This is a genomic window from Ureibacillus terrenus, assembly GCF_006569205.1.
Lineage (GTDB): Bacteria > Bacillota > Bacilli > Bacillales_A > Planococcaceae > Ureibacillus > Ureibacillus terrenus.
In genome coordinates, this window is sequence record NZ_VIGD01000012.1 from 17,060 (window position 1) to 29,565 (window position 12,506).

The window sequence follows — 12,506 nt, forward strand, 5'->3', positions numbered from 1 at the left end:
CGAAAAAATTCATATGAAGTTGGACCCTCCATGGAAACAAGAGGATCGGCTCAAAGCGGATAAGAAGCAACAACAATAATGAATGCATTTTGGAGAAAAGGTGCATCCAATGATTTACTATATTGGCATTACACATGACCACCGTTTGGAAAAAGGGGATTTCTTGAGTAATATCGATTTGGCAAAGTATAGATGGTTTTGGGTGGATTTCAGCGAACCGACGGAAGCCGAAGTGGAACATCTGGCAAGCACCTTCCATTTCCACCCGCTGGCGATCGAAGACTGCGTGCAAGATCTTCAACGGCCCAAACTGGATTACTTTAACCATTATACTTTTTTTGTTACCCATACCCTCCGTGAAGAAAAGGGGGAACTTATTAAAGAAGAACTGGATTTTTTTGTGGGGGAAACGTTTATTGTGACATTTCATAAGCAGCCTTCCATCGAGGTAACGAAGGTTTGGAATGAGTTGATTGGGCTCTCTTTCCCCGAACAATGGGATCCCTATTATGTGTTTTATGAAATTTTGGACAAGATTGTCGATAACTATTTTCCGATTATTTACAAAATAGAAGATGAACTTGAAAAACTCATCATTGAACAAACGGGAATCCAACCGATGAATGAATTGATGGAAATAAGAAATATGCTCTTGCAGCTTTTACATTCCGTTAATCCGATGAGGGATTTGTTATATCGCATGTTAAATTCCCATCATTTGAATTTAAACCAGATTGAAGAAAGAAAAGAATACTTCTCAAATATTCACGACCATCTTTTGAAATTGTCGGAAAAGGTTATGACCAATCGGGAAGTAACGGCAGATATCCGGGACAGTTACATTTCCTTAAATGCCCACCAGACGAATAATGTAATGAAGCTGCTGACCATCATCACATCGATTTTTGCGCCGTTGACATTCATTGCCGGAATATACGGCATGAACTTCGAAAATATCCCGGAGTTATCATGGAAGTATGGGTATTTCATAACCCTTTTGATGATGTTTTTCATTGGGGTTTCAATGCTGATTTGGTTTAAGAGAAAGGGATGGTTTTGAATGCCGGCTTGTTTCATTTGATTTTCATGCCGATGATAATAAGCAGGATTCCTGTAAAAAGGCAGATTATTTTCAAGAAAGAAATTTTTTCGGACAATCCGCTGACGCCGATGCCGGTTGTCACAATTAAAATCGTCGGACCTACTAACGCCAACATCGAATTAATCATCAACGCTTTTTCCAAGTCATTGAATTTCCACATAAGGGTCGCGGCGGATAATTCGATGCTGCCGGATAAAAATCTTAATAACACCATGTAGAGCAGCGCGCTTTCCAATCCTTCATCCATCCTTCCGCTATTTATTGGATTATGATATGCTTGTCCATGAAAGATTATGAATGGTGATGCCATGTTTAAGCTATCTTCGCTGGATGAAGTGAATGCTTTTATTGAGCAAAATCCCCTTTCATTTCTTTATATTTCAAGAAAGGATTGCGGGGTTTGCCATGCACTGCTTCCGCAGTTGGAAAAGTTGTTGGAAAATGATTTCCGCATTGCTTTGGGATTGATCGATGCAGAAGAGGTGAAGGAAATAGCGGGCCGGTTTTCGGTCTTTTCGGTTCCGGCATTATTGTTCTTTGTGGAAGGAAAGGAATTTCTTCGGCAGACAAGATTTGTGCATACGGATTTGCTGAAAGAGAAAATCAATAAAATTGTTGGGCTGTATGGAAAATAAGAAAAGGAGGCGCTCTAAACGGACGTCTCCTTTTCTTTCTTATAATTCGTTAACTAGTGCGTGTAATGTTTCTTTTAATTCTTCATCGTGATGTGAAAGTTCAATTAGGTTTGCAAGGCGTTCTTTTAAAATGTGGCGTTCAATAATTTGTTTTTCATCAAGAACGCTGACAAATAGTTTGATAATTAAACTGTCAAGAATTTTTAATGCTTCTTCCTTGCGTTCAGGTACAATTTTTGCATCTGTTCTTAAAGCTTTGCTAGCCATAAATCATTCCCCCTAAATGTTTTCCTATAGTCCATAGTACCATAATCTTATCCATTTTTGGATATTGAATTTTTGACTATGGGAGTGAATAGCAGCTTGATTGATGGATGAAGTATTATAAAAAATATTGCCCTTTTGAAAGGGTTTTAAAAGATGTATTTAGAATATATATTTAAAGAAAGGAGATGGGCAAATTGAGAGGAATGATCCATAATAAAAAAAGAGAAATAGCTGCCGATCTTGCATATGACTTTTTAAGAAAGGCAAAAGTGGCCCATGTGGCAACGGTTGGCGAAGATGGCTACCCTTATGTAATTCCTTTTGTTTTCGTCTATGAAGATGGAACAAAATTATATTTGCATATAGGGAATTTGAGGGAAAGCCATTTTTGGGAAAATATAAAATATAATCCGCGGGTTTGTATTGAAGTATGTGAAATGGGAGAAGTGGTTCCCGGCAAAAAATATGCCTGCCAATCGGCTTTGGGATATATCAGCGTCGTTCTGTTTGGAAAGATTCGCCGTATTGAAGATGAGCAAAAGAAAGAATGGTTTTATGATTGTCTGTGGAAAAAATATGGTGATCCGGATTGGCGGTTTGAAAAGGGCGGGTATCCTGCATTGCCGAAAACGGAAGTGTTTGAAGTGGAGGTTGAAAACATTACAGGTAAGTTCAGTGATGCCAAGGGCCATTAGGAAGAAAAAGGAAAAAGAAGAGCGACTTAAAATGTTAAGTCGCTTTGATTTTGTGCATTTTTTTAGAGGTATGTATTTATTCGAGATCTCCGCACTTTTTAGCCAATTCGTGTAATTGGTTTCTCATGTGCTCCCCAATCCGTTTTTGCCCGATAGAAAAATCTTCATCATCATGAAAAGTTACCGGCTCACCGGAAATAATCAGCCGCTTGTTTTTGCTTACGTATAATGGGACAAAGCGGACGTGTTGCGCCGTTTCCCGAAAATAATATTTTTCAATAAAAAGATATCCTTCATGCATATCTTTCGTTTCATTGGAAGTATCCGTATAATCGACGGTCGGATAAATAACGACGCTTTCCCCTCTTTTCAACGCTTCCACCGTCAGCCGAAAAGTGTTGAATATTTTTTTTGATCCCCGATATACCGGAATGCCTTTTCCGGATTTTAATAAATGGGCGATAAAGAAGGACAGCGGATAAGCACAAATTTTTGCAATCGTCCGATTCATGCCCATTCTTTTTGTAAACGTGTAATCCACATATTGGCGGAAGCAGGCCTTTCTGTCCAGAAATACGTGTAAGATCCAAGTTCTAAGGTCTTTAGGAAACCATAAATAAATAATAAATGGATTGAACAGATTTTGATGATGGGATACATACACAACAGGGTCTTTAATTTGTTCATGAATTAGAACATTATATGCCGGGTAGATTTTTCGGACAATCCATTGGGAGATTCTGAAGAACTTACCATAAACTCTAGATGCCATGTTTTTCACCTTCATTGAGTCTTTTATAGGCAATGCTTCGGGAAACAATCATCGAAAAAATTTTGAGCGAGTCTCTTATAGGTTGGTAATAGGAGCTTTCATTTTTGTTGATGTAAATGGTCTGGATAGGTATTTGTTTGATCGGGATGTTTCTCTTGGCGGCAACAATCAGCATATTCATTTCATACTCGTATCGCTCGCCTTCCAAAGTCAGTAGCGAAGGAAGAAGATTGATGGGAATTCCCCTTAGGCCTGATTGTGTATCTTGAAGGTCGATTTTAAACAAAGATTTAAATAAGAAACTCGTGATTTTATTGCCGATGTAGCTTCTTGCCGGGACGTTGTTTTGGCCAAAATCCCGTACGCCCAGGAGAATCGAATCCTGATGATCCATCAGCTTTTTTGCAATTTTAACGACATCCTGGACGGAATGCTGGCCATCTGCGTCCGCAGTTATCACTCCATGCACATTGCAGTGATTCATCACGTATTCAAACGCTGTTTTTAATGCGCGTCCTTTTCCTTTATTTTGTTCATGCGTCAACACGGTACAATTTTGGATCCGTGCGATTTGATGGAAGACCGGAATACAACTGGAGATGCTTCCGTCATTCACAACAACAACTTGTGAAACATTGCGATCCAATAAATCGTATATATAATCGATTAATTCACGGGCCGGGTTCAGGGCAGGAATGATAACGCAGACTTTGTTCATATCGTCCCTTCCTTTCTAAACCTTTTAGTGAGCTGGCATATTTTTATTTTATCAAAAATATAGAAATGTTTTGAATTTATGGAAAATAGGAATTGCATTAAAATCTTATATTCATGTATATTCAAAAAATGAGATTTCATTACAGAATTATAGAATTTGAGAAAACGAAAAAATAATAGGTGAGTAAAGCGCTTTTCGATAAGAGCCTTTTAATTTTGCTATTTTCATATTGATAAACATATGTATAATATTAGACAATCATTTCCTGGTATGTTTCATTCCTAAGATGATATGGAAAGATCAAAATGCAGTTTATTTGCGAGGGTGGTATTGTGGAGAAGAAGATGAGGATTCTTCTATTGACAGGCAGCTATGGAAACGGCCATTTAAAAGTTTCGAACACATTAAAAAAGGCGTTTTTTCAACATGGATTGACCGATGTAATGGAATCGGACCTTTATTATGATTCACATCCGCTGTTAACGAAAGCTTCCAAATATTTATATATAAAAAGCTTCAATTATGGCAAAAAAATTTACGGTTTGCTATATTATGGCGGCAGCAGAAATAAAAGATTTTTTGATATTGATATTATGAACAACTATGGGATGAAGAAACTTTCCGGAATGGTTGAAAAATGGAAGCCGGATATTATTGTCAATACTTTCCCGATGCCTGTTGTACCGGAATTAAAAAGAAAAACCGGCATTCAAATACCGATTGTGAATGTCATTACCGATTTTAAGGCTCATAAAAATTGGATTCACCGGTATATTGACCGGTATTATGTGGCTACCGAAGATCTGAGGGAAGATTTGATCAATGCCGGTATCCCCGAAAACAGGGTAAAATCTACAGGTATTCCCATTGAACCGCAGTTTGAACAGCCGGCGGATCGGAATCAGCTGCTTGCTACTTATGGTTTAACCGGACAAAAACCGGTCATTTTAATCGCAACGGGGGCTTATGGCGTATTAAAAGATATTGAAGGAGTCATCAAAAAAATATTGGAAAATGGCGACTATCAAATCATTGTGATTTGCGGGAAGAATGAGGATCTGAAAAATAATTTGTCGGCAAAGTTTTCAGAAAACCATAATGTCCGAATATTTGGATATACAAATAAAATGGACGAAATGATGAAAATGGCGACCGTGATGATTACAAAACCTGGCGGAATCACATTAAGTGAAGGCTTGGCCGTCCAGGTGCCGATGCTGCTATACAGGGCAGTGCCCGGTCAGGAATTGGAGAACGCAAAGTATTTCAAAAAAAAGGATGCGGCAATTGTTGCAAATCGCCCTGACCAATTGGTGGACCATGTATTGAGGCTAATCCGGGACGAACAGGAACGCTACAAATTAATCAATAATATGAAAAAAATCTATTCCCCGAATGCAGCCGATGTGATTTGCGAAGATGTGATGGCTTTAGTCGGCCGGAAACAGGGGTTCAGCCGTTTTATCAGTTAAAAGGAGGTTCAGAAAGAGCCTCCTTTTAAATCATTTTTAACAACGCTTCTTCCCCGGTCATTCCTTTGACGATTCCCATTTTTTCGGCTTCTGTCGTTACGGATTCGAGAGGGGCTTTCAATAATTCCTCAATGGTTTTCACTCCGACAGCACGGCCTGCGATGATTTTTCGGTCAGCCAGCCGGGTGTTTAATAATTGGACATCCAAAGCGCCACACATAATGTAGCCGATTTCACTGGAAATGGTTAATAAAGTGGTTTTTGGCAATCGCACAGTGACAGCCGTAAACATGTGCCCTTGCAACTCAATGGGTTCAATGGAAACCAACCTCATCGCTCCTTTCTTTATTAAAATATGGAGCGATTCAGAAAATGTTCGAATTGAAAAGAATTTTTGGACGCCATTTAAAGTGTGCGCCAATGAAATGAAAATATAAGGAAAGCATAGATGGTTGCCGAATTATCATACTAACAATAATTTCACTAATCGACCATGATGAAAGAGGTGAAGACCGATGAGCAGAAAAGGTGCATTTCCAATCAGAAACCGCAGCTTGAAGCCGAAGCATAAAAGTCCCTCATCAATGGCCAGACAGAAGTATCGCTCCATAACCAACTTTTGAGAGCGGATGCGAAAGCAAGGCAATACTAATGAATCATGGCGATTTAGTGAAAGGAGCCCGGAACATCGTTTCCGGGTTTAAAAAATGTTAAAAAAAGTGCTCGATGTGTATAAAACTTTTTAAAAAAGTCATAATAAATAATGATTTCACAAGAAAATACGACATGAACACAGGAGGGATTTCCGATGGACAATTACAACAATAATCATTCTGACACTCCGCCGAAACTCTTGATGGTGAAAAAATAATCCAATTCAATCATCAATTGAATATGGATCATCCACCTAAAAGAGTTTGCAGTTTCATGTCGTAATTTGTGAAATCCAGACCCGGAACATTGTTTCCGGGTTCTGCTTTTTTTAAGGACTTTTCAAATAACATATTGCACTTTGTATGAAATATGGATGTTTTCACAAAATAAACACAGCGAACGAATTTTGTTTGAGAGGTGCGATGATGGAAAATATCAATGAGATTCCAAAAGACGAAGGAATTGATCATAGTTTCGCTTTATTGAAAGAAGGATATGAGTACATTTTAAACCGCCGAAAAAATTTCCAATCTAATATTTTTGAAACAAGGATATTGGGGAGAAAAGCAATATGTATTGGAGGAAAAGAAGCGGCTCAATTGTTTTATGATGACACGAAATTTGAACGCCAGGATGCCGCCCCCAACCGGGTTATTGAAACCTTATTCGGCAAAAATGCCGTTCAAACCCTCGATGGGAAAGCCCATTTGCATCGGAAACGAATGTTTTTGGATATTATGTCTAAAGAAAAGATCAATGAATTTTTGGATATTGTCAAAATTGAATGGGAAAAAGCATTGGATGAATGGAGCCGAAAATCTGAAATTGTATTTTATGAAGAAGTGAAAGCGTTGCTTTGTAAAGCGTCCTTTAAGTGGATCGGCTATCCTGTCCATGAGGATAACGCGGAGAGGTTGATGAATGAACTTGGGGCCATGTTCGAAACCCCTGTTGCATTTGGTCCCCAACATTGGATGGGGAGAATGAAAAGAAATCAAATGGAAAAAAAGATGACGGAATTGGTGGAAAGAATCCGTTCCGGCGAAGTGCAAGTACAACCGGATTCCATCCTGCATCAATTCGTTTTTTATAAAGAGATGGACGGAAACTTATTAGATGCCGAAACAGCGGCGGTTGAAATCATTAATGTGCTGCGTCCTGTCGTAGCCATTTCGATTTATATCAATTTTATTGTCATGGCATTGGCGCAATTTCCGCATGAAAGAGCCAAGCTGAAACAGCATCCGGATTACGCCATTCTTTTTGTTCAAGAAGTAAGACGGTTTTATCCGTTTTTTCCATTTGTTTTGGCAAAAGTAAAAAAAGATTTTACCTGGAACAACTTTGTTTTTCAGAAAGGGACATTGGTACTATTAGATATATACGGAACAAATCATGACCCGGATCTTTGGGAACATCCCGATGAATTCCGGCCGGAACGATTCGCCAATTGGCAGGATGACCATTTCAGTTTAATACCCCAGGGAGGGGGAATTTCGGAAACAACCCATCGATGCCCTGGAGAGAAATTGACGATTGAAATGATGAAATTCGCCTTGGATTATTTATTAAATAAAATGGATTATGAAGTGCCGGAACAAGATATGTATATTGCGATGAATACGATTCCAAGCATTCCAAAAAGCAAAGTGGTATTGACAAATGTCAAAAGGGTGCGGGAAAGCTTACATTAACAGCAGGCCTCAAAAGTTCAAACACTTTTGGGGCATTTTTTTTGTGGAAATTCCTGAAATGTTGAAGGACTTTTCTTTTTTTGTATAGAAGAATTACTTAAAAATAAGTAAAACCTATGGAATATGGGAGCTGACATTCTTGGATAAAAATAAAGAAAAAATTTTAATTTATTTTGAGAATTCTGTAGGGTTTGTAAATAAATTATCAAAGCTATCGGATCAAGAATGGCAATCCTTGACGGAAAATGGGAAATGGACGGTAGCCGGTATCATTGTCCATTTCATTTCGTTGGATGCGTTTGTTCTTCATCATCGTGTTCCTTACTTTAAAAAGGGAGGCGTTTTTCCAAAGGAACCGGACAAGGACAAGATAAAACACCAGTCGCTCATCGAAAGCAAAATAAGAAAAAAAGAAGACGTCATTGAACAATTTATTTTGGGAAGGAGAAGCCTGATCGTAGCCATAAATAATTTGGAAGATGAATTGTGGAAAAAAAATTATAAGATCAATTCCGCTTCATATACCATTTCAAAGTATTTTTCGGAATATATTGATTATGATATAAAACTTTTTCATAAAATTAAAAAAGCCATCAATTTAAAATAGAATGGCCCCCGATGGACAGGGGATTTTTTTGTTTGAACCTGCATATAAAAAAGCCCCATTCGGTTTTACCTCATGGGACTGTTCTTCTCTTTTTCTTCCCTTTAGCGGCCAAATAAAACCGGGATATATTGGATAATGTCCATTGGCGTGACGCCATAATTGGAGGATTTTTTCCCCAATTCTTCGGCGGCTATGGCATGATAGTAACTTGCAGCGATCATGGCTTTTAATGGATCGGATTGCTGGGAAACGAGGGAAGCAATCAAGCCTGTCAATACATCCCCGCTGCCTCCTTTTCCCAAAGCATCATTTCCGTGGGGATTGATCCAAAGTTTCCCTTCAGGAGTTGCAAGGATTGTCCGGTGGCCTTTTAACACTAAATAAATTTGATACTCCGTTGCGAAATGTTTGGCAATTTCCAGCCGGGCAGATTCGATTTCTGCAACGCTTTTTCCTGTTAAAGTTGCCATTTCACCGGGATGAGGGGTTGCAATAATATTTCCTTCATAATGCCGTAATTGATTCAAATGATTTTTCAGAAAATAAAGTCCATCCGCATCCACTATGATTGTCTGGGTTGTCAATTTTTTCAAAAGCGTCTCCAGCATGGCGTTTCCGTCGCATTCTCTGCCCAGCCCCGGACCAAAGACGATGGTTTTATATTTAGAGTAATCAATGGTTTCCAAAGCTTTCGGATCAATAAATTCGCCAGTGTCTGAAAGTGGGAAAAACAGACTTTCATGGCAGGTGCCGGCAACATGGGAATAAATCGTTTCCGGAATGGCCAGGGTGACAAGGCCGATGCCGGAATGAAAAGCAGCTTTTGCAGTATATACCGGTGCACCGACGTAATATTTGGAACCGCCGATGACGAGACAATGCCCGAAAGTGCCTTTGTGTCCATGTTTTTTTCTTTTTGGCAGCGATTCTTTTGCGGTTTCGGAATCAATGAGTTTCGGCAATTTCAGTTGAAGGGTTTCAACAATTGATTCTGGAACGGAAATGTCCGCCACTTTCCATTCGCCGACGACTTTTGGTCCATCTCCGACAAAGAATCCGATTTTGGGCATGGCGAAGGTGATGGTTTTCTTTGCTGTAACGGCGATATTCGCCACTTCTCCCGTGTTGGAATTGAGGCCAGACGGAACATCGACACTGATGACATCTTTCCCTGATTCATTTACCGCTTTGATGATTTCATAAAACGGGGAACGCACTTTTCCTGAAACGCCTGTCCCAAGCATTGCATCAACGATGACATCCGCATCCCGGACAAAGGCAAAAATTTGATCTTCTCCGTCTTGATGATGATAGAGGGGCAAATGACGGTTTTTATAAACTTGATAATGAATTTGGGCATCCCCTTTTAATTTCTCTTCTTTTCCAATAAAACAAAGCAAAACTTCGTATCCGAAATCAATTAATCTTCTGGCAACAACAAATCCGTCACCGCCGTTATTTCCTTGACCCGAGATAACTAATATACGTTTATGGCGGGGATAGTCGTTCAAAATTTCCTGTACGACGGCGTTTCCGGCGTTTTCCATTAATACGGCACCCGGCAGCCCCAGCTGTTGCATCGTATATTGATCAAGGGTTTGCATGGTTTTTTGATCAGCCGCATACATAATAGTTCCTCCTTTTCATAAGATATCCATGAGGACTAGTATTCTTACCTACATTTTACAATAATCGGACGTCACCCGCCTGTGAAACTTATGAAAAAGAAGAGGAGTCAATGAATAGGGTTTGACTACGGAAAGGAACAGCTTCATAATGAAAGAGTTAGTGAGTAAAAAGAAATACATAAGGGGAAGTTAAACATGGAAACGTGGATTCAACAAATTATGGAGGATTTCGGATATGTAGGGGTATTCCTGTTAATAATGTTAGAAAACGTTTTTCCTCCGATTCCATCGGAAGTCATCTTAACTTTCGGCGGGTTTATGACCACTTTTACCGATTTGACGGTTACTGGGGTCATTATCGCTTCCACCCTTGGTTCCGTTGCAGGCGCAATCATTTTATATGGTATTGGTCTGTTGTTGGATGTGGAGCGTCTTGTGAAAATTGTAGATAAATATGGAAATATTTTAAGACTGACAAGAAACGATATTTATAAAGCCGATGCCTGGTTTGACAATTATGGGTTCTGGACGGTTTTTTTCTGCCGGTTTATTCCGCTCATTCGCAGCCTAATTTCCATTCCGGCCGGAATGAGCAATATGAAATTTTGGCTGTTCATTTTACTGACAACTTTAGGTACGTTAATTTGGAATACGGTCTTGGTTCATCTCGGGGCTGCCGTAGGAGACAATTGGACGAAGATTGTTGAAGCGATGGATGTCTATTCAAATATCGCCTACGCGCTGATTGCGGTGGTTACTCTTGGTTTTGTCGTGTGGTTCATACGGAAAAAACGGTTATTTAAAATGAAAAAATAAAGGAAGGGAACCATCGTGATCCCTTCCAATCGGATGGGTGATCGTCTTGCTGTCTTGAAAATAATGCTCAAGGCAGTTTTTTTATATTTCCTGATTTACCTGGTCTTTCGGCAGAAAGATGGCAACGAAAAGGATGAGCGGCAACAGGGAGATAATTTTCATCGTTAAATTGATTCCGATCGTGTCAAGAAGCCAGCCGATTGCCACTGAACCGATGGCCCCCATCCCAAAGGCAAATCCTGTTGTCAGTCCCGCCATTGTTCCGATTTTCGAAGGAACCAGTTCTTGTGCATAAACAACGGTAACCGAGAAGCTGATCATAATCAAAGTGCCTATTGCGATAAGAAACACGGGTACGAGCCAAAGAGGCAAGTAAGGCAGCAATAAGCATAAAGGAATCGGTACAACCACCGATAGTAAAATGACATTTTTCCGCCCGATGCGATCGGACAAGGAACCTCCAAAAAATGTACCTATGACGCCAAAAGCCATGAATATGAAAATGAAAATTTGCCCAATGCGCGTCGTTAAGTGATAGTGGTCGATGAGATAGAATACATAATAATTTTGAATATTAGTTGTGTAAAAAGAACGGGCAAAAATGATGGTAAAGAGCAAAAATAGAGCAATCCCCACTTGTTTCTTTGTTAACGGGGGCAAGGAAGATATTAAGATTTTCTTTGGTTTCTTGTTCATTTTTTCAGCTCGCAATTGGCGGGCGTACCATCTTGATATGTTGAACAATAAGATGATGCCGATGGCTACAAGAAAGAGAAGTACAGCGGCCCCCTTTTGTCCCATGGCGTCCAAAATAAAGGCTCCAATTAAAGGGGCAATGGCTTGTCCCGAATTTCCGCCCACCTGATAAATGGATTGGGACAATCCCCGTTTATTGCCTGCCGACAAAAAGGATACGCGGGAACCTTCCGGATGAAAAATGGCCGAACCGAACCCTAAAAAGATGGCGGCAAGTAAAATCATGAAATATTGGCCGGCAAAAGCAAACATGCTTAAACCGATGAAAACGCTGATCATCCCGGCAGGCAATGCGTAAGGCATCGGTTTTTTGTCGCTGATAAAGCCGACGACCGGCTGAAGGGTGGAAGAAACCATATTCAATATAAAAGTGATCAAACCCAATTGGGTGAATGTGAAACCGAGATCTCTTGAAAGATACGGGAACATGGCCGGTGCGATATTTTGGGCCGTATCATTGATTAAATGTCCTGCCCCGATGGCTAACATAATGGGATATATTGGTGATTGCGGGTTTTTTTCATTCAATGGAACGTCACACCTTCTTATAGAATCTGTATCATCCGTTAATTACCATTTTAAATAAAACTTTGCCGAAAGGGTGAACATTTAACTCGATTTCTCACAAAATTTCCTTTTTAATTTATGTTATAAACGTTTGTTGGCAATTCATTCTTGGGCATGCAACGA

Annotated in this window: 15 protein-coding genes; 8 read left to right on the plus strand and 7 right to left on the minus strand. The window is 39.6% G+C overall.

Going from position 1 to position 12,506, the window contains the following annotated elements; translation table 11 throughout:
• Positions 1–109 precede the first annotated feature (109 nt).
• Complete coding sequence (corA, locus tag FKZ59_RS09870) at positions 110–1,060, plus strand: magnesium/cobalt transporter CorA (RefSeq protein WP_141602595.1); 951 nt, start codon at positions 110–112, stop codon at positions 1,058–1,060.
• A gap of 13 nt (positions 1,061–1,073) precedes the next feature.
• Here the strand turns inward: corA and FKZ59_RS09875 are convergent, their stop codons facing one another.
• Complete coding sequence (locus tag FKZ59_RS09875; protein WP_141602596.1) at positions 1,074–1,349, minus strand: YqhV family protein; 276 nt, start codon at positions 1,347–1,349, stop codon at positions 1,074–1,076.
• Between the two features lie 61 nt (positions 1,350–1,410).
• Between FKZ59_RS09875 and FKZ59_RS09880 the strand changes: the two genes are divergently transcribed.
• Positions 1,411–1,737: a thioredoxin family protein gene (locus FKZ59_RS09880; protein WP_246045862.1), complete on the plus strand. Its 327-nt coding sequence runs from the start codon at positions 1,411–1,413 to the stop codon at positions 1,735–1,737.
• A 39-nt stretch (positions 1,738–1,776) separates the two neighbouring features.
• On the opposite strand, the gene FKZ59_RS09885 is transcribed toward FKZ59_RS09880, so the two are convergent.
• On the minus strand, positions 1,777–2,004 hold the full coding sequence (locus FKZ59_RS09885) for a phosphate-starvation-inducible protein PsiE (protein ID WP_141602598.1): 228 nt from the start codon (positions 2,002–2,004) through the stop codon (positions 1,777–1,779).
• Positions 2,005–2,207: 203 nt separating this feature from the next.
• Between FKZ59_RS09885 and FKZ59_RS09890 the strand changes: the two genes are divergently transcribed.
• The gene (locus FKZ59_RS09890) at positions 2,208–2,699 is read left to right on the plus strand and encodes a pyridoxamine 5'-phosphate oxidase family protein (protein WP_246045865.1); all 492 of its coding nucleotides are present in this window, start codon (positions 2,208–2,210) and stop codon (positions 2,697–2,699) included.
• A gap of 76 nt (positions 2,700–2,775) precedes the next feature.
• Here the strand turns inward: FKZ59_RS09890 and FKZ59_RS09895 are convergent, their stop codons facing one another.
• Both FKZ59_RS09895 and FKZ59_RS09900 read right to left on the minus strand, forming a co-directional pair.
• Complete coding sequence (locus tag FKZ59_RS09895) at positions 2,776–3,471, minus strand: lysophospholipid acyltransferase family protein (RefSeq protein ID WP_141602600.1); 696 nt, start codon at positions 3,469–3,471, stop codon at positions 2,776–2,778.
• The gene (locus tag FKZ59_RS09900; RefSeq protein ID WP_141602601.1) at positions 3,461–4,189 is read right to left on the minus strand and encodes a glycosyltransferase family 2 protein; all 729 of its coding nucleotides are present in this window, start codon (positions 4,187–4,189) and stop codon (positions 3,461–3,463) included. Before FKZ59_RS09900 ends, FKZ59_RS09895 begins: the two co-directional genes overlap by 11 nt.
• Positions 4,190–4,521: 332 nt before the next feature.
• On the opposite strand from FKZ59_RS09900, the gene FKZ59_RS09905 reads away from it, so the two are divergent.
• Positions 4,522–5,661 carry an MGDG synthase family glycosyltransferase gene (locus FKZ59_RS09905; protein WP_220125035.1) on the plus strand — a complete coding sequence of 380 codons (1,140 nt, stop codon included), beginning with the start codon at positions 4,522–4,524 and terminating at the stop codon, positions 5,659–5,661.
• 25 nt (positions 5,662–5,686) lie between these two features.
• Here FKZ59_RS09905 and FKZ59_RS09910 read toward each other — a convergent pair whose 3' ends face one another.
• On the minus strand, positions 5,687–5,995 hold the full coding sequence (locus FKZ59_RS09910; protein ID WP_408057486.1) for a YunC family protein: 309 nt from the start codon (positions 5,993–5,995) through the stop codon (positions 5,687–5,689).
• A 246-nt stretch (positions 5,996–6,241) separates the two neighbouring features.
• Here FKZ59_RS09910 and FKZ59_RS09915 point away from each other — a divergent pair, with 246 nt between their 5' ends.
• The 3 genes from FKZ59_RS09915 to FKZ59_RS09925 all read left to right on the plus strand — a co-directional run bounded on the left by FKZ59_RS09915 (position 6,242) and on the right by FKZ59_RS09925 (position 8,616).
• Positions 6,242–6,313, plus strand: a complete 72-nt coding sequence (locus FKZ59_RS09915; RefSeq protein WP_141602683.1) for a YpzG family protein — start codon at positions 6,242–6,244, stop codon at positions 6,311–6,313.
• A gap of 427 nt (positions 6,314–6,740) precedes the next feature.
• Positions 6,741–8,009, plus strand: coding sequence for a cytochrome P450 (locus tag FKZ59_RS09920; protein WP_141602604.1), 1,269 nt, complete (start codon positions 6,741–6,743; stop codon positions 8,007–8,009).
• 139 nt (positions 8,010–8,148) lie between these two features.
• Complete coding sequence (locus FKZ59_RS09925; RefSeq protein ID WP_141602605.1) at positions 8,149–8,616, plus strand: hypothetical protein; 468 nt, start codon at positions 8,149–8,151, stop codon at positions 8,614–8,616.
• Between the two features lie 101 nt (positions 8,617–8,717).
• On the opposite strand, the gene FKZ59_RS09930 is transcribed toward FKZ59_RS09925, so the two are convergent.
• Positions 8,718–10,244, minus strand: coding sequence for an NAD(P)H-hydrate dehydratase (locus FKZ59_RS09930; RefSeq protein WP_141602606.1), 1,527 nt, complete (start codon positions 10,242–10,244; stop codon positions 8,718–8,720).
• 195 nt (positions 10,245–10,439) lie between these two features.
• Here FKZ59_RS09930 and FKZ59_RS09935 point away from each other — a divergent pair, with 195 nt between their 5' ends.
• Positions 10,440–11,060, plus strand: a complete 621-nt coding sequence (locus FKZ59_RS09935) for a DedA family protein (RefSeq protein ID WP_141602607.1) — start codon at positions 10,440–10,442, stop codon at positions 11,058–11,060.
• Positions 11,061–11,141: 81 nt separating this feature from the next.
• Here the strand turns inward: FKZ59_RS09935 and FKZ59_RS09940 are convergent, their stop codons facing one another.
• Positions 11,142–12,305 carry an MFS transporter gene (locus tag FKZ59_RS09940; protein ID WP_141602684.1) on the minus strand — a complete coding sequence of 388 codons (1,164 nt, stop codon included), beginning with the start codon at positions 12,303–12,305 and terminating at the stop codon, positions 11,142–11,144.
• Between the last annotated feature and the right edge of the window lie 201 nt (positions 12,306–12,506).

What these genes read in the sequence shown, in the direction of transcription:
- corA (WP_141602595.1), top strand. Translation starts at nt 110, where the DNA reads ATGATTTACTATATTGGCATTACACATGACCACCGTTTGGAAAAAGGG.
- FKZ59_RS09875 (WP_141602596.1), bottom strand. Translation starts at nt 1,349, where the DNA reads ATGGATGAAGGATTGGAAAGCGCGCTGCTCTACATGGTGTTATTAAGA.
- FKZ59_RS09880 (WP_246045862.1), top strand. Translation starts at nt 1,411, where the DNA reads ATGTTTAAGCTATCTTCGCTGGATGAAGTGAATGCTTTTATTGAGCAA.
- FKZ59_RS09885 (WP_141602598.1), bottom strand. Translation starts at nt 2,004, where the DNA reads ATGGCTAGCAAAGCTTTAAGAACAGATGCAAAAATTGTACCTGAACGC.
- FKZ59_RS09890 (WP_246045865.1), top strand. Translation starts at nt 2,208, where the DNA reads ATGATCCATAATAAAAAAAGAGAAATAGCTGCCGATCTTGCATATGAC.
- FKZ59_RS09895 (WP_141602600.1), bottom strand. Translation starts at nt 3,471, where the DNA reads ATGGCATCTAGAGTTTATGGTAAGTTCTTCAGAATCTCCCAATGGATT.
- FKZ59_RS09900 (WP_141602601.1), bottom strand. Translation starts at nt 4,189, where the DNA reads ATGAACAAAGTCTGCGTTATCATTCCTGCCCTGAACCCGGCCCGTGAA.
- FKZ59_RS09910 (WP_408057486.1), bottom strand. Translation starts at nt 5,995, where the DNA reads ATGAGGTTGGTTTCCATTGAACCCATTGAGTTGCAAGGGCACATGTTT.
- FKZ59_RS09920 (WP_141602604.1), top strand. Translation starts at nt 6,741, where the DNA reads ATGGAAAATATCAATGAGATTCCAAAAGACGAAGGAATTGATCATAGT.
- FKZ59_RS09930 (WP_141602606.1), bottom strand. Translation starts at nt 10,244, where the DNA reads ATGTATGCGGCTGATCAAAAAACCATGCAAACCCTTGATCAATATACG.
- FKZ59_RS09935 (WP_141602607.1), top strand. Translation starts at nt 10,440, where the DNA reads ATGGAAACGTGGATTCAACAAATTATGGAGGATTTCGGATATGTAGGG.
- FKZ59_RS09940 (WP_141602684.1), bottom strand. Translation starts at nt 12,305, where the DNA reads ATGTTAGCCATCGGGGCAGGACATTTAATCAATGATACGGCCCAAAAT.